Genomic DNA, 23,831 nt, shown 5'->3' on the forward strand with positions numbered 1-23,831 from the left:
GACATGGCGACCGGCATTTTGTTTCCATGCAGATCATATTGGAAAGGATGGCCTTGCCATGCCGACCCCCTTTTTTGCCGACCTGGTGCGCGAATTGGCGCAGGAGGGCGGCACCGGGCCGCTGACGCCCACCGGCGCGGTGCCCGGCCATCGCCGTTTCGCGGGCGTGGTGCCGCCCGGCGTGTCATTTCATTATGCCATCGCAGGGATAGTGCATCCCGATGAATGGGAGGTGGGGACCGGCCGGATCGGCGGCGACGGTCGGCTGCTGCGCGACGCGGTGGCGGCTTCGTCGGCAGGCGGCGCGCTGGTCGACTTTACGGTCGGCCTCAAGACCATCGCGCTGACGGTGGGCGCGGACTGGTTCACGGAGAGCGATGCAGAGGCTGCGGCGCTGGCGGCTGAGGTGGCGGGGCTGTCCGACCAGCTGGCGAGCGTGAACGACGCGGTTGCAGGAAAGCAGCCAATTTCAACCTCGCATGGCAGTGCTGCGACAGGCGAAGCAAGCGACACTGTGACCGTTCGGCGCGGCGGGGGCTGGGTCAACATTCCCCTGTCGGCGTTGGCGTTTCGCAATGCTGACGGGCGCTATCCGCTGAACGGCGCCCTGGGTGCGGCCGCGGGCAGCGCAGCGGCGCCGTCGATCAGCTTTGCCGCCGACACCGATACCGGATTCTGGCTTCCCGCCGCCGACAGCATAGGCTTTGTCACTGGCGGAGCAGAACGGATGCGGCTGAGCGCGGCAGGTCATCTGGGCATCGGTTTGCTGTCAGGGGCGCCGAGTGTGCGCCTGCATGTCAAGTGGAGCGGCGAAGTCCAGCGGCTTGAAACGACCGCCGGGCGCGGCGGCGGCGCCTGTTATCAGGGCTTTTACGATCCGTCGGGCGCAAAGGGCTTTTGCGGCTATTCGGCAGGTGACGACGGTTTCGACATCTGGAACGGCCTGACCCACCAGATACGCTTTGCCACCAGCGGCACCTATCGCTGGGCCATTTCGTCAGCGGGCGGTTTTTATCCGATCGCCGACAATGCCTATACGATTGGCGGCAGCGTCAACCGGGTCAGCGAAATCTATGCCGTCAATGGCACGATCAACACGTCCGACGCGCGCGAAAAGACATGGCGCGGCGCGCCGACCGCGGCCGAGCTGCGCGCCGCGCGGCGGATCGCCCGTGAACTCGGCTTTTTCCAGTGGAACGAGGCCATCGCCGAAAAGGGCGCGGACGGGGCGCGGATGCACTTTGGCGTGCGCGCGCAGGCGGTGTGGGCGATCATGGCCGACGAGGGGCTGATCGAGCCGCTTGCCGAGGGCGAGACGCCGAGCAGCGCCTATGCCTTTCTGTGCTGGGACAGATGGGATGCGGTGGAGCCGGTCGCGGCGGCGGGCGACGTGCGCGACAAGGAAGGCAGCATCGTCGCCGAAGCGCGCGCGGCGCAGCCCGGTCGCGGCGCCGGAAGCCGTTTCGGGGTCCGCATCGACCAGCTCGCGCTGTTCCTGATCGCCGCGCAGGAGGCGCGGATCGCGGCGCTGGAGGCGGCAGCGTGACCGGTGGAACGGCACTGGCGGCGCGCGCGATCGGCGATGTCGGCCGACGCGACCTTGCAAGCGAATGGGCGGGACCGGCCCCCGCGGCGCCGCAGACGATGCTGCCGATGCCGCGCGCGATCGCGCGGCGTGCGACGCCACGCAAACCCTGACGGAAAGGGCCGATGATGACGATGATGGTGAAGGATCCGGGCACGCGGATCGATTTCGAGTTCGACTGGACGGCCGCCTATTCCGACGGGGCGGCCATCGTCGCGAGCGACTGGTCGGTCATCCCGGCCGAGGCGGGGGGCGTGAGCGTGGCGGGCGCGGCGCACGGCCTGCTGCAAACCACTGTCACGCTGACGGGCGGCGTTGCGGGCCGCCTCTATCGCGTGACCAACCGGGTGACGCTGAGCGATGGACAGATCGACGAGCGATCGGTGTCGATGCGGGTGGAGGAGCGATGATGGCCGAGAGTCCGTTGCCGGGGGAAGCGCCGGTAAGCCTGAACGAAGCGCGCGGCTGGTTAAGAATGGGCGCGACGGTCGACGATGCGGTGGTGGCGGGGCTGATCCGCGCCGCGACCAATATCTGCGAGGCCTTTATCGGCCAGTGGCTGATCGTGCGCGCGGTCGAGGAGCGCATACCGATCGACGCCGGCGCGGTCCGACTGGCCGCGCAGCCGGTGACCGGCATCGACAGCCTGGCGCTGCTTGTGCCGGGCGGCGGGGAAAGGCCGCTGGCCGAGGGCGATTACCGCGTAACCGTCGGCCGCGACGGCAGCACACGCATCGCGGTCGAACGGGCGGACGACGCCGAGCGGCTGCGCGTCGCCTATCGCGCGGGCATCGCCGATGGGCCGAACGGCGTGCCCGAAGCGATAAGGCAGGGGATATTGCGCATGACGCAGCATCTGCACGACGCGCGCGACGGGTCGGGCACCGCCCCGCCCGCCGCCATCGCCGCGCTGTGGCAGCCGTGGCGGCGGCTGACGCTGGGGAGCGGGCGGTGACGAGCGCCGAGAGCGCGGTGCGCGCCCGCGCGTTTGACCTGCTGGCACGCGACGAAGCGCTGGCGGGGATTGTCCATGGCGTCTTTGACGGCGCACCCCCGCGCGCGAGCGCGCCTTTTGTGACGGTCGGCGGCGTCGAGGGGCGCGACTGGGGCACGAAGGATCGCGCCGGGCGCGAGGTTCGGGTGACGCTGGTGCTGGCGGGTGTCGGCGGCACGGTGGATGACAGCGCCGCCGACCGCATCGAGCGCGTCGTCGCGACGATGCGGGGGAGGGCGGGCGGCTGGACGATCGTGAGCGCGCGGACGATCCGCACGCGCCTTGGCTTTGCGCGCGAGGGCGGCTGGCGGCACGAGATGATCGTGCAATGCCGATGTCTTGAGGCCTGACGATCCGGAAGCGCGTCGGTCAGTCGCCGGGCAGCGTGTTGGTCGCTTTATAATCCTTGAACTTTTCGGTGAAATTCTCGTGATAATCTTCGACCTGCCAGTCGGCGTCGTCGGTCGCGACCTTTTCGGAATCGCCCGCGGCGCGGCCGAGCGCGATCACCGCCTTGCGAAAGGCGTCGCGTTCGGCCGTGCAGTTTGCCTTGAGCGTCATCACATATTCGGCCTCTTCGACCTTTGCCTCAAGCGCCCGCTTGAGATCGTCGCGAAGGCATTTGGTGAAAGCGGCGCGTGTCCGGTCGACCGTCGCCGCGGGCGACTGGACCATCATGGCCAGAACCAGTGTCGTGATCAGCATCCTGCGACTCCCCATTCCGCACGAATATTTTCAAGGAGGTTAGACGATGGCAATCGAAAATGGGAGCGCTTTTCTGCTCAAGGTCGGCGACGGCGGCGCTCCGCCGGCCTATCGGACCGTGGCGGGGCTGCGCACGACGCAATTGTCGGTGAACGGCGAGGCGGTGAACGTCACCACCAAGGATTCGGGCGGGTGGCGCGAGCTGTTGTCCGGTGCGGGCGTGCGGTCGGTATCGGTGAGCGCCGCGGGCATCTTTACCGGGTCCGACGCCGAGCTGCGGCTGCGCGGCCATGCGTTGTCGGGCGCGATCGACGATTATGAGCTGAGCTTCGAGAGCGGCGAGCGGCTGCGCGGGCGCTTTCTGGTGACGCGGCTCGACTATGCCGGCGATTATAATGGCGAGCGCAATTATACGCTGAACCTGGAATCGAGCGGCGCGGTGGTCAGCCTGTGAGCGCGTCGGCAAAGATGGGCGCGAACGCGCTGCGCGGCGAGGCGGAACTGTGCGTCGCGGGCGCGCGGCTGGTGCTGCGCCCGAGCTTTGCCGCGCTGGTCGCGGCGGAGGCCGAGTTGGGGCCGTTGTTCGCGCTGGTCGAGCGCGCGGCCGACGGGCGGCTGGCGCTGGGCGAGCTGGCCACGCTGTTCTGGCATTGTGTGAAGGATCGGCCCGACGCGCTGGCACGCGAGGACGTCGGCGAGGCGGTGGTGGCGCAAGGGCTGGCGGCGGTGACCCCGGCGCTGCGCATCCTGCTGGGGCAGATATTGCAGGGGCGGTGAGGTGGGCTGCGATCCGCTGAAGGGGCGGGGTGGGGGCTGGTCGCCCTGCGCAAGGCGACCAGCCCACAGCCCACCACGACCAGGCAGCCCTTTGACAGGCTCAGGCCTGCCAGGCCCTTGTTGGCCCGCCCCTGAAGGACAGGCGTTTATCGCCGACAATGCACTGAAGATGCTTGGCCTGATGGCGCGCATCGCGGGGTGGCGGCCGGAGGATTTCTGGGCGGCGACGCCCGCCGATGCGCGCGCGGCGCTGGCGGGGTGGACCGAGCGCGATGGCGATGACGGTTTCGACCGCGCGGCGCTGAACGCAATGATGGAGCAATTTCCCGATGGATGAGATTGACGAGATGGTCGTTGCGGTGCGCGCCGACACGGGGGCGTTCCGGCGCGACATTGCCGCGCTGCGCGAGGAATTGCGCGGACCGCTGGTCGCCGGGGCCGATGAGGCCGGACGCGCGATCGAACGGGCGCTGTCGCGCGCGATCACCACCGGCAAGCTAGGGTTCGAGGATCTGAAGCGGCTGGCGCTGTCGGTGATGGCCGACATCGCGCGCGCGGCGGTGGCGGGCGGGCTGGGGACGGCGCTGGGCGGCGGCGGAGCCAGCGGCGGCGGGCTGCTGTCGCTGGGGTCGTCGATCGTGATGGCGCTGTTCGGCGCGCCGGGGCGCGCGACGGGCGGGCCGGTGAGCGCGGGGCGCGCCTATCGCGTCGGCGAGCGGGGCCCCGAGCTGTTCGTGCCGACCGCGAGCGGGCGGATCGAGGCAGCGGGCGCCGTGATGCGCAACATCGCGATCACGGTCCATGTGCGGGGCGATGCGGGGGCGGACGCGCAGCGGCTGGCGCAGACAGGGCGGCAGCTGGCGCGCGCGGTCCGGCGCGCGGTGGCGGCGGGCGAGGACTAGGACGAACGCGGGGGCGCACGATCATAAGCCCGTCCCCTGAAGGGGAGGGGGAAGGTTACAAGCTGGAAAGGCGGTTGCGATGGGCTGGGCACTGGTCGCGGCGGCGGAGCCGCATCATCGCAAGGGGTGGATCAAGCGGTTCGATCCGCGGTTCTGGACGGTCGATTTTGCGCGGCCGATGATGGCGAGCGTGACGACCAACGCGCCGGGTGCGCTGCGCGTCGAGGCGGTCTTTTATCGCAAGCAGGATCTGGCGGGGCTGATCTGGGAGGCGGCGGACCGCTGGGATCATCCGCTGCTCGCCTATGAGACGCGGCGCGATTTCCGGCACACGCAGCTCAAGTTCCGCTGGCGGTCGGGCGGGGTGAAGCCGCTCGACGCACTGCACGGGCCGACATTGACGATCGAGGGGCGCGATGCCGCGGGCAACCCGCGCGCCTGGTATGTGCGGCTGTGGAATTATGCCGACGGGACGGGCGAGGATGCGGTGATCGCGCTCGATTTCGACGATCTCGACGGCGGCTTCCTGCTCCCCGGCGAGGCCGACCCGGTGTGGGCCGGGGACATCGACCGGATGTTCATCTCGCTGGTGCCGCCGACCCATGACGGCGGCGCGGGCGAACTGGCGGCGCCTGCCGAGGGCTGGGCCGAGATGAGCGACATCGTCTGCACCGGATCGGGTTCGGTGCTGGCGATCGGCGATGCGGTGCTGCCCGAAACGGCGCTGGGCATGACGAACGGCTATGACGATTGTTATCACCTGACCCCGGCGCGCGTGGTGCGGCAGATCGTGCAACTGGGCTATCGCGGCGACGTTGTCCATTATGTCGGGATGAGCCATTATATGCGGCTGGCGCCGTCGGGCGCGGGGCTGCTTGTGGATGCGGCGGGGGGTGCGCTGAACCGCCCTTGCGGCGCGTGGCACCGCGATTTCGCCGCGACCTGCGCGGCGGCGGGGCTGGGGCTGATCTGGTCGCTCTCCTATGAATTGTTCGACGCCTATTGCCCCGCCGACTGGAAACAGCGCGATGCCGACGGCGCGCCCGCGCTGACCGGGTGGGAGCCGCCCTCGACCCTGCTTTCGCCCGCCAATGCGGCCGCGATGGCCTGGTTGCAGGCGGTCGCGCGGGCGTTCGTCGCGATCGGGCGCGACGCCGGGCTGGCGGTGAGGTTCCAGGTCGGCGAGCCCTGGTGGTGGATCGCGGGCGGGGGGCGCATCTGCGCCTATGACGCGGCGGCGACCGCGGCGCTGGGCAGTGCGAGCGTGCCGATCGCCGACGTGCGCGGGACGCTCGACGCGCCGCAGCGGGCGATGCTCGATGCGCTGGGCGCCTTGCTTGCCGATTCGACCGCCGCGCTGGTCGCGGCGGCGCGCGAAGAGGCGGGGGCGGCGGGGCTGGTGAGTCATTTGCTGGTCTATCTGCCGACGGTGCTCGACCCGGCGGCGGCAGAGGTGCGGCGCGCCAATGCGCCGCTCGGTTGGGCGGCGCCGGCGTTCGATGTGCTCCAGCTCGAAGATTATGACTGGGTGACCGGCGGGCGCAGCGGCGAGACCGCTGGCGCGCGCGCCGCGATGGCGGCTCGGCTGGGCTATCCGGTTGAGGATCAGCATTATTTTTCGGGATTCGTGCTGCTGCCCGAACAGCGCCGCCATTGGGCGGCGATCGCCGAGGCCGCCGACGCGGCGCGGCGCGCGGGGGTGGCGCGGACCTTTATCTGGGCGCTGCCGCAGGTGGCGCGCGACGGCTTCACGGCCTTTGACGGGGAGGACAGGGTGCAGGCGTTCGATGCAGTGGATTTCCCGATCGCGATCGGGCGCGAGGCGGTGTCGCTGACCGAATTTTCGACGCAGATCGTCAGTTCTCCATCGGGGCACGAACAACGCGCGAGCGAATGGGCCGAGGCACGGATGCGCTATGACGTCGGGCCGGGAGTCCGGTCCGAGGCCGACGTCCGCGCGCTGACGGAGTTTTTCCGCGCGCGGCGCGGCGCGGCGCGCGCGTTCCGCTTTCGCGATCCGTTCGACAGCAGTTCGGCGGCCGACAACGGGCCGCCGACCGCCGAGGATCAGTTGCTGGGGACAGGCGACGGGGTGCGGCGGCAATTTGCGCTGGTGAAGCGTTATGGCGAAGGCGACGCCGAAGCGGTGCGGCCGGTCCGCCTGCCGGTCGCGGGCAGCGTGCGCGTGTCGGTGGGCGGGATCGAGACGGCGGCCTTTCTGGTGACGGGCGAGGGCGAGGTGCTGCTCGACGCGGCGCCCGCGGCGGGCGCCGCGGTGCGCGGGGGCTTTTACTTCGACGTGCCGGTGCGCTTTGCCGAGGACCGGCTGGAGGTGAGCCGCGCGACCTTCCTTGCGGGCGAACTGGCGAGCGTGCCGCTGGTCGAGGTGCGCGCGCCATGGTGACGCCGGTGAGCCTGAACGCCGCGCCCGGCTGGCTGCGCGCGGAACTGGTGACGCTCGCCTGGTGCTGGCGCCTGTCGCGGCGCGACGGGGTGGTGATCGGGCTGACCTCGCATGACCGTGACCTGCTGATCGGCGGGCTGCCCTATCGCGCGGCGCCGGGGATGAAACCGTCGGCGATCGAAACGCGCGACAGCCTGGACACGGCGACGATGGATATCGAAGGGGCGATCGCGAGCGACGCGATTTCGACGCGCGATCTGGACGCCGGGCGTTGGGACGGCGCCGAGCTGGAGCTGTTCCTGACCGACTGGACGGCGGCGGAGGCGGCGCCGGTAACGATCGCGCGCGGATCGCTGGGAACGATCGAGCGGCGCGGCGCGAGCTTTGCCGCCGAGATGAAGGGCGTGACGCAGTGGCTTGACCGGCCGGTGTGCCCGGCGACCTCGCCGTCGTGCCGCGCGACGCTGGGGGATCGCGCGTGCCGCGTCGATCGGACGCCGCTGACGCATATCCGGCGCGTTATGGCCGTCGAAGGGCGCGTCGTGACGCTCGACGCCGCCGCGCCGCACATGGCGTTCGGCGATCTGTTGTGGATCGAGGGCGCCAATTGCGGGCTGGCGAGCCCGGTGATCGCCGCCGACGGGGGCGAACTGCATCTGGCCGAAGCGCCGGCGTTTCTGCCGACCGCGCCGGTGCGCGTGCGGCTGACCGAGGGATGCGACAAGCAGCTGGCCACCTGTCGCGACCGTTTTGCCAATGCGGTCAATTTTCGCGGCGAGGCGCATCTGCCGGGCAACGACCTGCTGACCCGCTATCCCGGTGGATGACATCGGCGTGCGCGCCTTTGCCGCGGCGCGGGCGATGGTCGGGGTGCGGTTCCGTTTCCAGGGATGCGATCCGGCGACGGGGCTGGACTGTGTCGGGCTGGTCTGGGCGGCCTATGCCGAGGCAGGCGTGCGGCTGGCGCGACCCGGTGGCTATCCGCTGCGTGGCTGGGCGCGCGAGCGGGTCGAGACGGCGTTGATCGCGGCGGGGTTCGCGCCCGCCGAATGCGCTGGACAAGCGGGCGATGTGGCGCTGGTCGCGCTGCCCGCGGGGCAGTTTCATGTGGGATTGATAGGCACCGACAACTGGATTCACGCCCACGCGGGGCTGCGGCGCGTCGTCGAGGCGCCCGTCGATGCCGCGGTGCGCGCGGCGCCGCGCTGGCGCCTCGGTCAAGGGGGATAGGATGGCGACTTTGGTGCTGACGGTGGCTGGCGGCCTGATCGGCGGGCCGGTGGGTGCGGCGATCGGGGCGGCGCTGGGCCAGCAGGTCGATGCGGCGATCCTGGCGCCCAAGGGACGCGAGGGTCCGCGGCTCGCCGACCTGAAAGTGCAGGCGTCGACCTATGGCCAGCAGATTCCGCAATTGTTCGGGACGATGCGCGTCGCGGGCAGCGTGATCTGGGCCACCGACCTGATCGAGCGGCACGAGAAGCGCGGCGGCGGCAAGGGGCGCCCGTCGGTGACCGAATATAGCTATTCGGTGTCGCTGGCGATCGCGCTGTCGTCGCGGCCGATCCGCGCGATCCGGCGGATCTGGGCCGACGGCAATCTGTTGCGCGGGGCGAGCGGGACGTTTCGCGAGCGCTGCACCTTTCGCTGGTATGACGGCGGCGAGGATCAGGCGGTCGATCCGCTGATCGCGTCGGCGCTGGGCATCGCGTCGGCGAGCGCCTTTCGCGGGCTGGCCTATGCGCTGTTCGAGGAGCTGGAGCTGGGCGGTTTCGGCAACCGCATCCCGTCGCTGACCTTTGAGGTCGAAGCCGACGCGGAGAGCATCGACGCCGGGCTGGTCGGCGCGCGGCTGCTGGACGATGCCGATCGGTGCGACGGCGACTGGGGTTTTTCGGGCTATGCGGCGGCGGGCGACCGCGCGCGCGACGCGCTGGCGCCGCTGTTCGAGGCCGACGGCGTGCGGCTGCTCAGCGGACCGGGCGGCTGGCGCCTGGCGCCGGCCACGCGGGCCGGGGAAGCGGCGGCGCTCGCCGATTTTCGCGAAGCGCGACGCGGCGAGGAAGTGCGCGCCGATATCGAGCGACGACGGGCGCCGCTGGCGTCGCTGCCCGGCACGATCCGGCTGCGCCATTATGAACCGGGACGCGATTATCAGCTTGGCCAGCAGGCGAGCCGCGTTGCGGGCGGCGGGACGCGCGAGGAGCGGATCGACCTGCCCGCCGCGCTGCCCGCCGCCTCGGCGCGCGCGCTGGCCGCGCGGCTGGCGGGGGCTGCGGCGGACGGGCGCGAGACGATGATTTTGCGCGCCGACCTGGCGGCCGCGGCGCTGACGGTCGGGCAGGTGGTGACATTGGCCGACGGCAGCGGCTGGCGGCTGGCCGAACGCACGTTCCGCGGCGACGCCATATGGCTGGAACTGCGGCGGCATCAGCCGATCCCGGCCGTCGAACTGCCCGCCGACCCGGGCGTCCCGGTCGGGGCGCCCGACTGGCCCGACGCGGCCGGAACGGTTCGCGTCATCGACCTGCCGAACCTGGCCAGCCCCGCGCCGACGTCGCCGCGCGTGCTGATCGCGGGAGCGGGCGGCAATGACGGGTGGCGCGGCGCCGACCTGTGGTTCGTTGCCGCGCCCGGTGCCGAGCCGATCGCCCTGGGGACGCTGCGGCCTGCTGCCGTGCTGGGGCATCTGGCCGCGCCGCTGGCGGCGGGGAGCGAAGCGCTGTTCGATCATGCCAATGCCGCGCTTGTCGAACTGGTCAATCCGGCGATGGTGCTGGAGTCGGTCGAGGACGCGGCGCTGCTTGGCGGGGCGAACCGCGCGATGCTGGGCGGCGAGCTGCTGCAATTCGGCCGCGCGGAGCTTGTGGCGCCGGGCCTGTGGCGGCTGTCGCGCCTGCTGCGCGGACGCGCGGGGACGGGAGACGCCATGATCCACGCCGCGGGCGAAGCCTTTGCAATGCCGGACGATTCGGCGTCGCTGATGCTGCCCGAATCGCTGTCCGGCTGGGCCGAAAGCGGCGATGCCGTGCTGCAATGGGTATCGCGCGGCGGCGCGGCGCTGAACGAGGTCGCGGTGCCGACGGCGGGCCGCGCGTTGCGGCCGCTGGCGCCGGTGCATGGCCGAGCCTCGACCGACGGGGCGGGCGGTGCGATCGTGCGCTGGGTGCGGCGCAGCCGCGTCGATAACGGATGGCGCGACCATGTCGATCTGCCGCTTGGCGAAAGCCGCGAAGCGTGGCGCGCCGCGCTGGTGCCACCGGCGCCGGGCATCGGACCGTGGACGCTTGCATCGCCGCTGCTGGCGATAACGGCAGCCGAACTGGCGGCCGTGCCGCCGGGAACGGCGATCGAGGTTCGGCAGGTCGGCGATTTCGACCAGTCCCCGCCGCTTTTCATACCGCTGACATAGGAGGACAGGATGACCGACACGCTTGCGACGCCGCGATTTGCCCTGCCGCTGCTTGCCGTCGCGCAGGCGCAGAAGGAGGCGACGCACAATGAGGCGCTGACGCTGATCGACGCGTTGCTGCACGCCGCCGTCGAAGACGGCCCGCTGACGACGCCGCCCGGCGCGCCGACGGAGGGGCAATGCTGGATCGTCGGGTCGGCGCCGACCGGCGCGTGGGCGGGGCAGGGCGGGGCGATCGCACTGTGGACAAGCGGCGGCTGGCGGTTTTTTGCCGCGCGCGAAGCGATGCGGATCGTCCGGCTGAGCGATGGCGCGCGGCTTCGCTTTCATGGCGGCGCCTGGGTCGCGCCCGCGACGATTGCCGCGCCCGGTGGCGGGACTGTGATCGACGTGGAAGCGCGCGCGGCGCTGTTCGCGCTGATGACGAACCTCGCGGCGCAGGGTCTTATGATTTCAGGCTGATTTTGGGTTTTTTGGGGGCGCCAGTGCGACTTTTTGGCAACAGATTGACGATTTGTTAGCTTGCGCGGAACCAAAGCGGCGAGTAGGACGTCTGGCGAGACGTATATCTCAAATTGAAAGGGGAATTATTATGAGGAAGCTTGCCGTCGCTGTGGCGTTGGCCTCCACCACCCTCGCGTCGCCTGCCATGGCGCGTGACGATTCCTGGTATGTCGGTGTCGGCGCGGGCGTGATGCTCGTCGAAGACATTGATCTCGACATTGGCACCTTCAACAACGCCGGGACGCTCGACCATCGTGCCGGCTATGATTTTGAAGGCACCGTCGGTTATGATTTCGGCGGTTTCCGCGCGGAAGTCGAAGTCGGCTATCGCGAAGCCGACATCAAGTCGGGTCGTTTCGGCAACCCCGGCATCCCGCAGTCGGCATCGGGCGCCGGGACGCTTTACACCGGTTCGACCGATCTGAACGGCGATTCGAACGCGCTCAGCTTCATGGTCAACGGCATGCTCGATTTCGGTGACGACGACGGCCTGCAGGGCTTTGTCGGCGGTGGCGCCGGTGTCGCCCGCGTGTCGGTCGAGCCCGTGTTCGCCGGGCCGTTCCTCGACGATTCGGATACCGGCTTTGCCTGGCAGGCAATCGCGGGCGTCCGCGCGCCGCTCAGCAGCAACTGGGACGTCGGTCTGAAGTATCGCTTCTTCAACGTCGACAATCTCGATCTGGTCGATCAGCGTGGCCGCGACATTTCGACGCGCTTCCGCTCGCACTCGATTCTCGGCACGCTGACCTACAACTTCGGCGGTGCGCCGGAACCGGTCGAGCCGGCTCCGCCGCCGCCGCCGCCGCCCCCGCCGCCCCCGCCGCCCCCGCCGCCGCCGCCGCCGGTTGTGGAATGCGCGCCTGGGCCGTACATCGTGTATTTCGACTGGGATCAGTCGAACATCACGCCGGAAGCGGCTTCGACGCTCGACAACGCGATCAGCGCCTACAACCGCGGTTGCACGGGCACGCAGATCATGCTTGCCGGTCACGCCGACCGTTCGGGTTCGGCCCGGTACAACGTGGGTCTGTCGGAACGCCGCAACGACGCGGTTCGCAGCTATCTGACCGCGCGCGGTATCGCGGACAGCTCGATCAGCGCACAGGCGTTCGGCGAAACCCGTCCGGCCGTTGCGACCGCCGACGGCGTCCGCAACGACCAGAACCGTCGCGTGGAAATCACTTACGGTCCGAACTCGGGCATGTAAGACCGGTTTCCATCCCCGACGGGGACTGGAAGAAAAAGAAGGGCGGTGCCGAAAGGCGCCGCCCTTTCTTTGTGGCTGTCGCTTCTTCTCCTGCTCATCTCGCGCGATGGGCCTTGCCATGGCGAAAGCATGTTGTGCCATCACAACGGCGCCAACGATCCTGGTGTCGCGGAGCGGGCGATCGCCTGATCATCGGTCGCGACACCTCCACCAACCGGGAGAGAGACGATGTGCCGACGCCGCGGCATTTTGGCGCACCAACCCCAATGCGAGCCTGCCGATCAACACGACGCCGCCGATCGACGTGATGCTGGTCATGCCGGTGATGTTCGTCATCACCATCCCGCAGCCGAAGCACGGCGTCGACGTGAATCTGCCGGGGACCGGGCCCGGATCGGCCAAGATACGGGATCAAAATCATATCAGTATCGACGCGGCAGGTGCGATCCGCCGCAATGGCGCGACGATGATCGCCTGTCCGGGAATCGACGGCTATCGCGACCTGATCTGATCGCGCGCGGGGGTCAGGACGCTATCCCGTCGGAGCGGTTCCGGGGCGGAGATAGGCCATCATATAGCCGACATAATCGGCCTTGCCGAGCGGCACCCCCATATGCCGCAGGATGGCATAGGCGGCGACGAGGTGAAAATAGAACTGCGGCTGCGCCCAGTCGCGCACATAGGTGAGCGCGGTCATGTCGAAGGCCATGCCGTTCGGCAGATCGAAGCTGACCGGCCGGTTCGGATCGCTGTCGATTGCCGTGCGATCGACCGTGTCCAGCCACGCCAGCGCATCGGCAATCTGCGCCTGAAGGCCAGCGAAATCGGCGACATCCTCGGCAAAATCGGGCGCGCCTGTCCCGCCGAGGCGCGTCGCGGGCTGGACCGCCTGCATACAGGTGAAGCGGACTTGCGCGGCAAGCGGGAACATGTCGGGCGCGAGCCGCGCAACCAGCAACTGCTGTTCGCCAACGCCCTTATCGGCGCCCCAGGCCAACGCCTTGTCCAGTTGGGCGGAGAGGGCCTTCAATCCGTTCACATAGGCTGGCACAGTCAGTTCGTAGAGCATGGGCAATCCTTTGCGGCTGGTTGCGTTGGGGGGCGGGCGATCAGGCGGGCGCCAGACTGTCCTGAAACTGGAGACGCGCGAGACGGGCATAAAGGCCGTCGGCGGCAACGAGGTCGTCGTGACGGCCCTCCTCGACGATCCGCCCTTCGTCCATCACGATGATGCGGTCGGCGGCGCGCACGGTCGCGAGCCGGTGCGCGATGACGACGGTCGTGCGATCGTGCATCAGCGTTTCGAGCGCATCCTGCACCAGCCTTTCGGATTCGGCGTCGAGCGCCGAGGTGGCCTCGTCGAGCAGCAGCAGCGGCGCGCGGCGCAACAGCGCGCGTGCGATCGCGACGCGCTGGCGCTGGCCGCCGGACAGCCGCGCGCCGCCTTCGCCCATGAAGGTGTCGAGACCTTGCGGCAGCTTGCGGAGGAACTCCTCGGCATTGGCGGCGCGCGCGGCGTCCCACAGCTCGTCGTCGCTGGCATCCCAATTGCCGTAACGCAGATTGTCGCGCGCCGACGCGGCGAAGATCACCGTTTCCTGCGGCACCATCGCGATGCGCGCGCGGATGTCGGCGGGATCGGCGTCGACGAGCGGCACCTCGTCGAGCAAAACCTGCCCTGCCTGCGGGTCGTAGAAGCGCTCGGCGAGCTGGAACAGCGTCGACTTGCCTGCACCCGACGGGCCGACGATCGCGACGGTTTCACGCGGGCGGATCGTGAGGCTGAAATCATGGAGCGCGGGGGCATCGGGACGCGTGGGATAGCGGAACTCAACGCCGCGAAACTCGAGCGCGCCGGTGGGCGGATCGGGGAACGGGCGCGGGTGCGCGGGAGCCGCGATGGTGGTCCCGGCGTTCAGCAGCTCGCTGAGCCGCTCGGCGGCGCCGGCCGCGCGGAGCAGATCGCCATAAACCTCGGTCAGCGCGCCGAACGCGCCCGCGACGAGGCCGCCGGTGAGCACAAAGGCGGCGATGGTGCCGCCGGTGATCGTGCCTTGGGCGACGCCCTCCGCCCCATACCAGAGCAAAGTGGTGATCGCGCCGAAAAGGAGGCCGATGACCGTCGCGGTGATGATCGCGCGCAGGCGGATGCGGCGCTTGGCTGTGACGAAATTGGCCTCGACCGCGCTCGCAAAGCGCGCGGCTTCGCGTTCCTCCTGTCCAAAGGCCTGGACGATCTTCATCGCGCCCATCTGTTCGGCGGTGGTCGCGCCGATGTCGGCGACGCGATCCTGACTGGCGCGTGACACTTTCTGGAGCCGCCGGCCGAGAAGGACGATCGGCAGAATGATGACCGGAATGCCGAGCAGGATGCCCGCAGTCAGCTTTGGCGACAGGCTGAAGAGATAGGCGATGCCGCCGATCCCCATCACCATGTTGCGGAGCGCGACCGAAACGGTGGTGCCGACGACCTGTTCGATGATCGCCGTGTCGGCGGTCATGCGCGATGCGATTTCGGACGGGCGGTTTTCCTCGAAGAATCCGGGCGCTAGGCGAAGCAGGTTGCGCTGTACCGCGCGGCGGATGTCGGCGACCGTGCGTTCGCCGAGCCAGCTGACAAAATAAAAGCGAAGCGCCGTCGCCAGCGCCAGCACGCCGACGATCACGTAGAACAGCCGGAAATGCGGCGCGACGTCGCCGCCGCCGGCGATGAAGCCGCTGTCGATCATGGCCTTGAACTGATAGGGAATCGCCAGCGTCGCGAGCGCTGCGATGCAGAGTGCGACCGCGGCGATGACAAGTTGCAGCGGATAACGGCTGGCAAAGCGCCACACCATATGCAGACTGCCGAGCTTGCGGCTGGGACCGGCTTTGGCGGCGGGCTGGTCGGATTGGCTGGCCATGGCGTCGGCCCTAGCAGCGGGGCGATGCGCGCTCAACGCCGCAAAATGCCGCCGCGGCTTCAAACGCCGTGAAGCAACACGAAATGATGCGTTGCACAATGGCGATCAACGCCTAGACTGCACGACAGGGCAACGCCGAAAGAGCGCCCAACTGGACGCAAGGAAATCTCGATCGATGCTGTATCACGCCTTTGACATGCAGAAGAACTGGCTGGCGGGCGCCAGCGCGCTGGCGACCGCGGGGGCGCAGGCAATACAGCATCCTGCCAATCCGCTCGGCTATTTCAGCGGCAGCCCGATGTTTGCCTCGGCGCTTGAGGTTTTTGCCCATGCCGCCGCGCCGCGCGGCAAGCCGCGGTTCGGATTGTATGAAACGGTCGTCGACGGCGCGACGGTGCGCGTGACCGAGGCCATCGAGGCGCGGCGGCCTTTTGGCCAGCTCAAGCATTTCAAGCACAAGGGCACGAAGAACGCGCCCAAGCTGCTGATCGTCGCACCGATGTCGGGCCATTATGCGACGCTGCTGCGCGGGACGGTCGAACGGATGCTGCCGGGCCATGACGTGTGGATCACCGACTGGCGCGACGCGCGCAACGTTCCGCTCGAAGCCGGCAAGTTCGATCTTGATGACTATATCGACTATCTGATTTCGTGGCTCGAACATATCGGGCCGGGTGCGCATATGCTCGCGGTCTGTCAGCCGTCGGTGCCGAGCCTTGCCGCCGCGGCGATCATGGCGGCGTCGGGGCACAAATGTCGCCCGAAGACGCTGACGATGATGGGCGGGCCGATCGACACGCGCAAGGCGCCGACCGCGGTGAACGAACATGCGACGACGCGGCCCTATGCCTGGTTCCAGGAAAATGTGATCGCGACCGTGCCCGCTTATTATCCGGGCGCGGGTCGCCGCGTCTATCCGGGCTTCTTGCAGCTCGCCGGCTTCATGTCGATGAACCTTGGCAACCACATGATGAGCCATTGGGAGATGTTCAAACATCTGGTCGAGGGCGACGGCGAAAGCGCCGACAAGACCAAGGAATTCTATGACGAATATCGCGCGGTGTGCGACATGACCGCCGAGTTTTACCTGCAGACCGTCGATGTGGTGTTCCAGCGCCATCTGCTGCCCAAGGGCGCGTTCGAGCATCGCGGCGAGCTGGTGGACATCGGCGCGATCGAGGATATTGCGATTCTGGCGATCGAGGGCGAGCGCGACGATATTTCGGGGATCGGCCAGACCAGGGCCGCGCTGACGCTGGCGAAGGCGCTGCCCGCCGAGCGGAAGAAATATCTGTTGGCCAAGGGCGTCGGCCATTATGGCATTTTCAACGGCCGCAAATGGCGCGAGGAGATCGCACCGGTGGTCGAGGGGTGGATCCGCGCGCACGCGGGTTGACGGCCGACCGGACGGCCGGTCGGGAGCAGCGTTCAGCGCTTTCGGCCGAAATGCCCCGGCAGGCTGACGGCGCGGGTCAGGCCGGGTCGCCAAGGGTCGATTTGCGGCGGCGGCATGATCTGGAAATCGAGGCGGCTGTCGGCCGGGACGATCTGATCGTCATGCGCCGCGCGCAAGCGAAGGGTTTCAATTTCGCGGTCGGTCTGGATGCCGAAACGCGTCCCCGCGACCCAGCGCACCGTTCCCAGCATGGGTTGATGCCCCGGCAGGAATACGCTGATCCGTTCGCCGATGTGCAGCATGTGCGGCCCCTGTCCGCCGATGCCGGTGAGCGACACATTGCGCAGCGTGACGTCGAAGCGCCCCAGCCGTTCACAGCCGAGCGCCGCTTTCACCAACCGCGACTGGCGCGGCTGACGCTTCTCCTCCTGCGGCGTTGAGGCGGGGGTGGCCTCGGAATAGGACATGCGCGACTCAATATCTGCCGTCCGACTCCCACCCCGGACGGTTATCTTATTGGTCCCGATCCGCTTTCTAAAGGAAGAAGGTAAATATTTGGATATTGAGCGCGATGATTTTCCGGGGGCCGTCGTGCCGGCTCTCCGCCCGCCCGTCTCAATAAGCCAGCGCGCATCCATCGGCGCGCATTTCGCTTGCCGCGGCGTAAACGCGCGTATCGCCGTCCATGCGATGTTCGACGCATTGATAGCGCCCAAACCCGCCGTCGGGTTCACCCAGCGTCCAGCCGATGTCGGCAAGCCGTCGCCGACTGGCTTCGGGTACGCCGCTTTCGAGCCGCAAGAGGCCGGTCGGGCCAAGGCCCGCAGCATCTTCGCCCATGGTTTCGGACGACCCTTCGTGATGCCAGCGCGGCGAGTCGCCCGCAGCCTGAATTTCGAGGCCATAATCGACGCGATTGACGATGATCTGCGCCTGGCCCTGTGGCTGCATGTCGCCGCCCATCACGCCGAAGCTCATCCACGGCACATTCCCCCGCGCCGCAAAGCCGGGGATGATCGTCTGGAACGGCCGCTTGCCGGGCGCGTAGATGTTCGGATGCCCGTCGACCAAACTGAACAATTGTCCGCGGTCCTGGAACATGAAGCCGAGACCGTCGGCGACCAGTCCCGATCCCATGCCGCGGAAGTTCGACTGGATCATCGACACCATCATCCCGTCCTTGTCGGCGCAGCTGAAATAGGTCGTGTCGCCGTGGCTGGGCGCCTGTCCCGGATGGACCGGGGTGAGCAGGCGGTCGGGACGGATCAGTTTGGCGCGTGTCGCCGCATAATCCTTGGAGATCAGCCATTCGACCGGCACCTCGGCAAAATGCGGGTCGGCATAGTAGCGTGCGCGATCCTCATAGGCGAGGCGCTTTGCCTCGGCTTGCAGATGGATCGACCGCGCCGACTGGAACCCCGCGCCCCTGAGGTCGAAATGTTCGAGAATGCCCAGCATCTGCAGGGTTGCGATGCCCTGTGTGTTGGCGCCCAGCGCATAGACGTCGGTGCCGCGATAATCGATCTTGTGCGGCGCAATCCATTCGGAGCGGTGCGCGGCCAGATCCTCGTAGCGCAGCCAGCCGCCGATCCGTTTGAAATAGGCGTCGATCGTCCGTGCGATCTCGCCTTCGTAAAAAGCGTCGCGGCCGCCTTCGGCGATCAGGCGAAAGGTGCGCGCGAGGTCGGGGTTGCGAAAAACCTGCCCCGCCGCCGGACCCTTACCGTCGTTCAGGCCATAGGTGCGCAGCGCATTGTCGATCTCTTCGATCCCGCGGCCAGGCTGGCGGAAACCGGCGAGGCTGCGGCGCATATAATAGGCGATCAGATCGGGGACCGGCGCCCCCGCTTCGGCATGCGCGATGACCGGTTCGAACAGGTCTTTCCACGGCAGTTTGCCGTAACGCCGGTGCATCGTCCACCAGCCGTCGACGGCGCCCGGCACCGACACGCTGATCGCGCCATAGGCGGGCAGCGTGCCGCCCCTGGCGCGGCTGCGCACCGTCGCGAGATCGAGCCCGCGCGGGCTTTTCCCCGATCCGGCCAGTCCCGCGAGCTTTTTCGTCTTCGGATCCCAGATCATCGCATAGACATCGCCGCCGATGCCGTTCGCGGTGGGTTCGAGCAGGCCGAGACATGCGTTGATCGCGATCGCCGCATCGACCGCCGATCCGCCGCGCTTCAACATGTCGATCCCCGCCTGCGTTGCGAGCGGGTGCGCGGTTCCCGCCGCGCCGTTGAGACCATAAGCGGCGGTGCGCGAGGCGAAACTCGCGCCGACCGGACGGTCGCCGCTTTGCACGTCGGGCCGCACAAAGCGATCGGCGCCCGCTTCCCACACGCGCGGCAGTGAACCGTCAGGTTTTGCGGCGGCGGGCGCGACCTTCGGTTTCCTGCCCTCCGCACGGCCCGCTGTCGGCAACAGGGCGGCGGCGGGGACGGCGGCGAGAAGCGTGCGGCGGCGCATGAGCGGGGATCCCTTGTTTGTGAAAAATCCACTGTTGCGGGACGCGGGCGGCTTCGCAAGGCCCGATTCGATATTCGCTCATGGCAAAAGAAAGGGCGCGGAAATGACAAAGCCCGCCGCGTGCCGGGGCACGGGCGGGCTCCTTGCCAAAGGTCGGGACTGTTAACGCAGGCCTGAAAAACGGATGTCCTGCACCCGGCCGTAGCGGACGTCGCAGGTGAACTTGCCGCGATCATAATAGCCGCCGCGACCCCAGCGACCGCCATATCCGTCGCGAACGACGACGCGGCCCTTGACCTTGTAGCCGTCACGCTTGCGGTCGATGCTCGTCACTTCGGTAACGTCGGTGCGGCCATAGCGGCGACTGCCATATTCGACGGCATCGACGCACTGGCGAACCGCACTGCGGCTGTTGCCATAGCGGCGATAATCATAGCCATAGCCATAACGCGGATCGCCATAGCGATCGCGATAGCGATAGTCGTAACGGTCGTAACGGTCGTAACGGTCGTTGTCCGATGACAGGATCGCCGCAAGGCCCCCCAGAACGATGGCACCGGCGATGATTTCGCCCGCGCCGATTCCGTCGTCGTCATAACGGTCGCGCGCCATCGCGGGGGTCGCGCTCATCGCCAGCGCTCCCGCGGTGGCCGCGCCAATTGCGGCCCTGGTCAGATTGGCCTTCCTAGCCATGGTTCGGTCTCCTCAAACAAGCGCAGGCGGCACGTCGCGGCCTGTTGGGGAGGGTTTAGCGATTCGGTGGTGACGCGGCGCTGAACCCGGCGCTTATCCGGCGTTCAGCCTTGGTTGGCCGAGGTTCATCTGGCGGAGGCGGTTGAGCCGACAGAAAAGCCCGCCGTCCAGCGGACGACGGGCCTTAGGGACGGGCACGGACGCCAGAGCGTGCGGCCTGTCAGCAGATGCAGCGCGGCTTCGGCCTGGGTTTCGGCTTCCACTTTTTCTTGGCCACATGGCGTTTGCGCACCGGCACATTTTCATAATAGGTGCGCGTCGTCGTTTCGACCGTTTCGGTCACGACCGGTGCGCCATTGATGATCGTGGTAACGACGACTCCCGGCGTGTACCAGCCATAACCATAGCCGTAGCCGCCGTGGTAATGGGTGGTTACATGGCCGCCGCGATGGTGGCCGCGGCTGCGCGCCAACCATTGTTCGCATTTCTTCCTGTCTTCGGCGCTGCCGATCGCGCTGCCCGCGAGCGCGCCGAGCCCGCCGCCGATCAGCGTGCCTTCGGTGCGGTCGCCGCGCCCGGCGATGCGGTTGCCGGCGATGCCCCCCACGACAGCACCGGCAACCGCGCCGCCGACGGTGCCCCCCCGGCCACAGCGGCGTTCCATTTCGGCGTCATAATGCGGATCATAATCGCCGTGATACCAGGCATGGCCATAGGGCGGCGGGGGATAGGGGGCGCCATGCCCTTCGACCGTGCCTTCATAGCGGCCCTCGTAACGGCGGCCGTCCGGCGTTTCGTAGGTGCCGTCCCACGTGCCCGTCCAGCGACCCTCGGCATCATAGCCGCTGACGCGGCGATATTCGATTTCGCTGGGCACGCGGTCGGGATAGCCGGTGTAGACGCGCACGTCGGGATCGGCGGGCACGCCATAATCGAGCGCGGGCGGTTCGGCACGGGCGTGCACCGCCAGCAGCGCCGATCCCGCGGCCAGACCCAATAGCAAGATGGTGCGCATGCCCAAGCTCCCTGTTCCCGGCGCGAACCGTTTGGTTAACAAGTTGTTAGCAAAAAGGGCGCGGATTCGCGAATCCGTTAACCTTAAGGATTGCGTCCCGATTTGGGGCAGGTCGCGTGCCTTGATGGCAAGTTTCGGCCGGATGCGGGCGCTTACCTTCCTCGCCCCGAGCGGGGAGGATTCTGGAACGTCAGCGCCGCCGCTTTACGCCAGCGCCGCCGCGATGCGCGCGACCAGCGCTTCGGCGCCCGCCTGGTCGGCGGCGGTGAAGCGGGCGGGAAGCGGGCTGTCGAGGTCGAGCACGCCGACCAGCCGGTCGGTCGCGATCACCGGCACGACCAGTTCGCTGCGGCTGTCGGCGTCGCAGGCGATGTGGCCGGGAAAGGCGTGGACATCGTCGACGCGCTGAGTCCTGCGCAGCCGCGCGGCCGCGCCGCACACCCCCTTGTCCAGCGGAATGCGGATGCACGCCGCCTTGCCCTGGAACGGGCCAAGCACCAGTTCCTGCCCGTCGAAGCGATAAAAGCCCGCCCAGTTGAGGTCGGGGATCGCCTGCCAGATCAGCGCCGCGACATTCGCCATATTGGCGATCCCGTCATGCTCGCCCGCGACCAGCGCCGCCGCCGCATCGCCCGCTTCGGCCCACCGCTCGGCGGGATCGGTGGCGGTGAAGGAGAGGGTGTAGCTCATCCTATTCGACGTCCAGCCCGGTCCATTTCGCCGCAAAGGCATATTTGTCGGCGGCTTCGGCGATGATCTTGTCGGTCGGCTTGCCGCTGCCGTGGCCCGCGCGCGTTTCGATGCGGATGAGGTGCGGCTTGCTGCCCGCCTTGGCGTGCTGGAGCGCGGCGGCATATTTGAAGCTGTGCCCCGGAACGACGCGGTCGTCGGTGTCGGCGGTCGTCACCAGCACCGCCGGATAGTCCACGCCGACCCTGATATTGTGATAGGGCGAATAGGCGAGCAGGTTTCGGAAATCGGCCTCCTTCGACGGATAGCCATAATCGTCGACCCAATAGCGCCCCGCGGTGAAGCGGTCAAAGCGCAGCATGTCCATCACCCCGACCGCGGGCAGCGCGGCGGCGAACAGGTCGGGGCGCTGGTTGGTGACCGCGCCGACGAGCAGCCCGCCGTTCGAGCCGCCTTCGATCGCGAGCTGGCCCTTGCCCGCGATGCCTTCGGCGATCAGATATTCGCCCGCGGCGATGAAGTCGTCGAAGACATTCTGCTTGTTCGCGAGGCGGCCGGCGTCGTGCCAGGCCTTGCCATATTCGCCGCCGCCGCGCAGGTTGGCGATCGCAAGCACGCCGCCCTTGTCGACCCACGCGAGCCGCGTCGGCGAAAAGCCCGGCGTCAGCGAAACATTGAACCCGCCATAACCATAAAGCAGCGTCGGCGAACCCTTGCTGCGGTCGAGGCCCTTTTTCATCACGACAAACATCGGGACCTGGGTGCCGTCCTTCGATTTGTAGAAACGCTGTTCGACACTGAAATCGGCGGGATCGAACGTCAGCCTGGGTTCGGCGAAAATCTCGCTCTGTCCCGTCTGGGTGTCGAAGCGATAGATCGTCGTCGGCCGTGCAAAGCTGGAAAAGGCATAAAAGGTTTCGGGGTCGTTCGACTTGCCGCCGAAACCCGACGCCGCGCCGATGTCGGCGAGGTTGATGTTGGCGATCGGCTTGCCGTCCAATGCCACCATCCGCGCCTCCGACTTGGCGTCGCCAAGATAGGAAAGGATGATGCGGTCGCCCACGCGCGACGCGCCGACCAGCGTGGCCGGATTTTCGGCGACGAGTTCGGTGAGCTTGCCCGGTTTCGCAATGTCGAACGAAACAAGGCGCCCGCGCGGCGCGCCCTTGTTGGTGAGGAAGGTGAAGCGCGTGCCCGCGTTGGTCACATATTCCCAGTTGTTCGCATAATCGTCGATCAGGGTGATCGGCTTCGCGCCCGGCTTGCCGAGCGGGTGCAGCGTCAGGCCATAACGTTCGTCGGTCCCCTCGGACGAGACGACGAGCAGATATTCGCCGTCGTCGGTGACGAGCGCGCTGTTGTTGAGCTTTGGCTTGTCGGGCGTCGCGTGGATGAGCAGGTCTTCGCTTTGCGGCGTGCCGAGCCGATGGAAATAGACGGCGTGATTTTCGTTCAACGACTGGAAGGCCTCGCCCGCTTCGGGTTCCGGAAAGCGCGAATAGAAAAATCCGCTGCCGTCCTTCGCCCAGTCGAGCGACGAAAACTTTACCCAGCGCACTTCGTCGGGCAAGTCCCGCCCCGTCGCGACATCCTTGACGCGCACGATGCGCCAGTCGGTGCCGCCGTCCTGCACCGCATAGAGGAGATGTTTGCCATCGTCCGACGGTTCCCATTCGGCGAGCGCGGTCGCGCCGTCCTTGGCCCACAGATTCGGGTCGATGAGCACGCGGCCCTCGCCCTTCAGCCCCTCGCGGACGTAAAGCACCGACTGCGGCTGAAGCCCGTCGTTGCGCGTATAGAAATAGCGCGTCCCGGCCTTGGTCGGCAGGCCGAAGCGTTCATAATTGTAAAGCTCGGTCATCCGCGCCCTGAAGGCATCGCGGCCGGGCAGCGTATCGAGATAGGCGTCGGTGACCTTGTTCTGCGCCGCGACCCACGCCGCGACCTTCGGATTGACACGGACGTCATCCTCCAGCCAGCGATAGGGGTCGGCGACGTCGACCCCGAACTGCGGATCGACCGTGTCGCCGCGCGCCGTGTCCGGATAGGCGAGCGCGGGGGCGGGTGCGGATGCCGCCGCCGCGTCGGCGGCCTGTGCAGCGGCGGGCGTCATGGCAAGGGCGACCAGCGCGAACGGCGCGGACAGGCGTTTGGCGGGCATGGCAAGGCGATCCTCATAAG

General features: G+C 68.0%; 26 protein-coding genes. 17 read left to right on the forward strand and 9 right to left on the reverse strand.

The window, feature by feature from the left end:
* Window positions 1-58: 58 nt before the first annotated feature.
* From HUW43_RS13560 to HUW43_RS13580, 5 genes are read left to right on the forward strand one after another with little or no spacing between them, the layout of a single operon-like run.
* The gene (locus HUW43_RS13560) at window positions 59-1,546 is read left to right on the forward strand and encodes a tail fiber domain-containing protein (protein WP_188237887.1); all 1,488 of its coding nucleotides are present in this window, start codon (window positions 59-61) and stop codon (window positions 1,544-1,546) included.
* The gene (locus HUW43_RS13565) at window positions 1,543-1,698 is read left to right on the forward strand and encodes a hypothetical protein (RefSeq protein WP_172595086.1); all 156 of its coding nucleotides are present in this window, start codon (window positions 1,543-1,545) and stop codon (window positions 1,696-1,698) included. The genes HUW43_RS13560 and HUW43_RS13565 overlap by 4 nt, the downstream gene beginning before the upstream one ends.
* 12 nt (window positions 1,699-1,710) lie before the next feature.
* On the forward strand, window positions 1,711-1,995 hold the full coding sequence (locus HUW43_RS13570; protein WP_317450869.1) for a hypothetical protein: 285 nt from the start codon (window positions 1,711-1,713) through the stop codon (window positions 1,993-1,995).
* Window positions 1,995-2,540 carry a hypothetical protein gene (locus HUW43_RS13575; protein WP_188237888.1) on the forward strand — a complete coding sequence of 182 codons (546 nt, stop codon included), beginning with the start codon at window positions 1,995-1,997 and terminating at the stop codon, window positions 2,538-2,540. Before HUW43_RS13570 ends, HUW43_RS13575 begins: the two co-directional genes overlap by 1 nt.
* Window positions 2,537-2,929: a DUF3168 domain-containing protein gene (locus tag HUW43_RS13580; protein WP_188237889.1), complete on the forward strand. Its 393-nt coding sequence runs from the start codon at window positions 2,537-2,539 to the stop codon at window positions 2,927-2,929. The genes HUW43_RS13575 and HUW43_RS13580 overlap by 4 nt, the downstream gene beginning before the upstream one ends.
* 19 nt (window positions 2,930-2,948) lie before the next feature.
* Here HUW43_RS13580 and HUW43_RS13585 read toward each other — a convergent pair whose 3' ends face one another.
* On the reverse strand, window positions 2,949-3,284 hold the full coding sequence (locus HUW43_RS13585; protein WP_188237890.1) for a hypothetical protein: 336 nt from the start codon (window positions 3,282-3,284) through the stop codon (window positions 2,949-2,951).
* A gap of 46 nt (window positions 3,285-3,330) precedes the next feature.
* On the opposite strand from HUW43_RS13585, the gene HUW43_RS13590 reads away from it, so the two are divergent.
* From HUW43_RS13590 to HUW43_RS15775, 11 genes are all read left to right on the forward strand, one after another.
* Window positions 3,331-3,738 (forward strand): phage tail tube protein, encoded by a 408-nt coding sequence (locus HUW43_RS13590; protein WP_188237891.1) that lies wholly within the window; start codon window positions 3,331-3,333, stop codon window positions 3,736-3,738.
* 14 nt (window positions 3,739-3,752) lie between these two features.
* Window positions 3,753-4,061 carry a gene transfer agent family protein gene (locus HUW43_RS13595; protein ID WP_188237969.1) on the forward strand — a complete coding sequence of 103 codons (309 nt, stop codon included), beginning with the start codon at window positions 3,753-3,755 and terminating at the stop codon, window positions 4,059-4,061.
* A gap of 169 nt (window positions 4,062-4,230) precedes the next feature.
* Window positions 4,231-4,398 carry a phage tail assembly chaperone gene (locus HUW43_RS13600; protein WP_188237892.1) on the forward strand — a complete coding sequence of 56 codons (168 nt, stop codon included), beginning with the start codon at window positions 4,231-4,233 and terminating at the stop codon, window positions 4,396-4,398.
* Window positions 4,391-4,963 (forward strand): tail tape measure protein, encoded by a 573-nt coding sequence (locus HUW43_RS13605; RefSeq protein WP_188237893.1) that lies wholly within the window; start codon window positions 4,391-4,393, stop codon window positions 4,961-4,963. Before HUW43_RS13600 ends, HUW43_RS13605 begins: the two co-directional genes overlap by 8 nt.
* A gap of 79 nt (window positions 4,964-5,042) precedes the next feature.
* On the forward strand, window positions 5,043-7,367 hold the full coding sequence (locus tag HUW43_RS13610; protein ID WP_188237894.1) for a DUF2460 domain-containing protein: 2,325 nt from the start codon (window positions 5,043-5,045) through the stop codon (window positions 7,365-7,367).
* Complete coding sequence (locus HUW43_RS13615) at window positions 7,361-8,194, forward strand: DUF2163 domain-containing protein (protein ID WP_188237895.1); 834 nt, start codon at window positions 7,361-7,363, stop codon at window positions 8,192-8,194. The genes HUW43_RS13610 and HUW43_RS13615 overlap by 7 nt, the downstream gene beginning before the upstream one ends.
* A complete protein-coding gene (locus tag HUW43_RS13620; RefSeq protein WP_317450870.1) occupies window positions 8,187-8,597 on the forward strand; it encodes an NlpC/P60 family protein in 411 nt (136 codons plus the stop codon). The genes HUW43_RS13615 and HUW43_RS13620 overlap by 8 nt, the downstream gene beginning before the upstream one ends.
* Window position 8,598: 1 nt before the next feature.
* Entirely contained in the window at window positions 8,599-10,776 is a 2,178-nt protein-coding gene (locus tag HUW43_RS13625) for a phage tail protein (protein ID WP_223181531.1), read from the forward strand.
* Between the two features lie 9 nt (window positions 10,777-10,785).
* Window positions 10,786-11,238 (forward strand): DUF2793 domain-containing protein, encoded by a 453-nt coding sequence (locus HUW43_RS13630; RefSeq protein ID WP_188237897.1) that lies wholly within the window; start codon window positions 10,786-10,788, stop codon window positions 11,236-11,238.
* Window positions 11,239-11,368: 130 nt separating this feature from the next.
* Window positions 11,369-12,487, forward strand: a complete 1,119-nt coding sequence (locus HUW43_RS13635; RefSeq protein WP_188237898.1) for an OmpA family protein — start codon at window positions 11,369-11,371, stop codon at window positions 12,485-12,487.
* Window positions 12,488-12,593: 106 nt separating this feature from the next.
* The gene (locus HUW43_RS15775; protein WP_223181532.1) at window positions 12,594-12,998 is read left to right on the forward strand and encodes an ExbD/TolR family protein; all 405 of its coding nucleotides are present in this window, start codon (window positions 12,594-12,596) and stop codon (window positions 12,996-12,998) included.
* Between the two features lie 21 nt (window positions 12,999-13,019).
* Here HUW43_RS15775 and HUW43_RS13645 read toward each other — a convergent pair whose 3' ends face one another.
* Both HUW43_RS13645 and HUW43_RS13650 read right to left on the reverse strand, forming a co-directional pair.
* Window positions 13,020-13,556, reverse strand: a complete 537-nt coding sequence (locus tag HUW43_RS13645) for a DUF1993 family protein (RefSeq protein WP_188237899.1) — start codon at window positions 13,554-13,556, stop codon at window positions 13,020-13,022.
* Window positions 13,557-13,596: 40 nt separating this feature from the next.
* Window positions 13,597-15,390: an ABC transporter transmembrane domain-containing protein gene (locus HUW43_RS13650; RefSeq protein ID WP_188237900.1), complete on the reverse strand. Its 1,794-nt coding sequence runs from the start codon at window positions 15,388-15,390 to the stop codon at window positions 13,597-13,599.
* Between the two features lie 175 nt (window positions 15,391-15,565).
* Here HUW43_RS13650 and HUW43_RS13655 point away from each other — a divergent pair, with 175 nt between their 5' ends.
* A complete protein-coding gene (locus HUW43_RS13655; protein ID WP_188237901.1) occupies window positions 15,566-16,786 on the forward strand; it encodes a polyhydroxyalkanoate depolymerase in 1,221 nt (406 codons plus the stop codon).
* Window positions 16,787-16,818: 32 nt separating this feature from the next.
* On the opposite strand, the gene HUW43_RS13660 is transcribed toward HUW43_RS13655, so the two are convergent.
* The 6 genes from HUW43_RS13660 to HUW43_RS13685 form a co-directional block, all read right to left on the reverse strand.
* A complete protein-coding gene (locus HUW43_RS13660) occupies window positions 16,819-17,253 on the reverse strand; it encodes a PilZ domain-containing protein (RefSeq protein WP_188237902.1) in 435 nt (144 codons plus the stop codon).
* A gap of 148 nt (window positions 17,254-17,401) precedes the next feature.
* On the reverse strand, window positions 17,402-19,252 hold the full coding sequence (locus HUW43_RS13665) for a gamma-glutamyltransferase family protein (protein WP_188237903.1): 1,851 nt from the start codon (window positions 19,250-19,252) through the stop codon (window positions 17,402-17,404).
* Between the two features lie 162 nt (window positions 19,253-19,414).
* Window positions 19,415-19,945 carry a hypothetical protein gene (locus HUW43_RS13670; protein ID WP_188237904.1) on the reverse strand — a complete coding sequence of 177 codons (531 nt, stop codon included), beginning with the start codon at window positions 19,943-19,945 and terminating at the stop codon, window positions 19,415-19,417.
* A 220-nt stretch (window positions 19,946-20,165) separates the two neighbouring features.
* Window positions 20,166-20,960 carry a glycine zipper 2TM domain-containing protein gene (locus HUW43_RS13675; protein ID WP_188237905.1) on the reverse strand — a complete coding sequence of 265 codons (795 nt, stop codon included), beginning with the start codon at window positions 20,958-20,960 and terminating at the stop codon, window positions 20,166-20,168.
* Window positions 20,961-21,164: 204 nt separating this feature from the next.
* Entirely contained in the window at window positions 21,165-21,650 is a 486-nt protein-coding gene (locus HUW43_RS13680) for a GAF domain-containing protein (RefSeq protein WP_223181533.1), read from the reverse strand.
* Window position 21,651: 1 nt separating this feature from the next.
* Window positions 21,652-23,811 (reverse strand): prolyl oligopeptidase family serine peptidase, encoded by a 2,160-nt coding sequence (locus HUW43_RS13685; RefSeq protein WP_188237906.1) that lies wholly within the window; start codon window positions 23,809-23,811, stop codon window positions 21,652-21,654.
* Between the last annotated feature and the right edge of the window lie 20 nt (window positions 23,812-23,831).

It is taken from the genome of Sphingopyxis sp. LK2115 (assembly GCF_014595975.1).
In the GTDB taxonomy this organism is placed as follows: domain Bacteria; phylum Pseudomonadota; class Alphaproteobacteria; order Sphingomonadales; family Sphingomonadaceae; genus Sphingopyxis.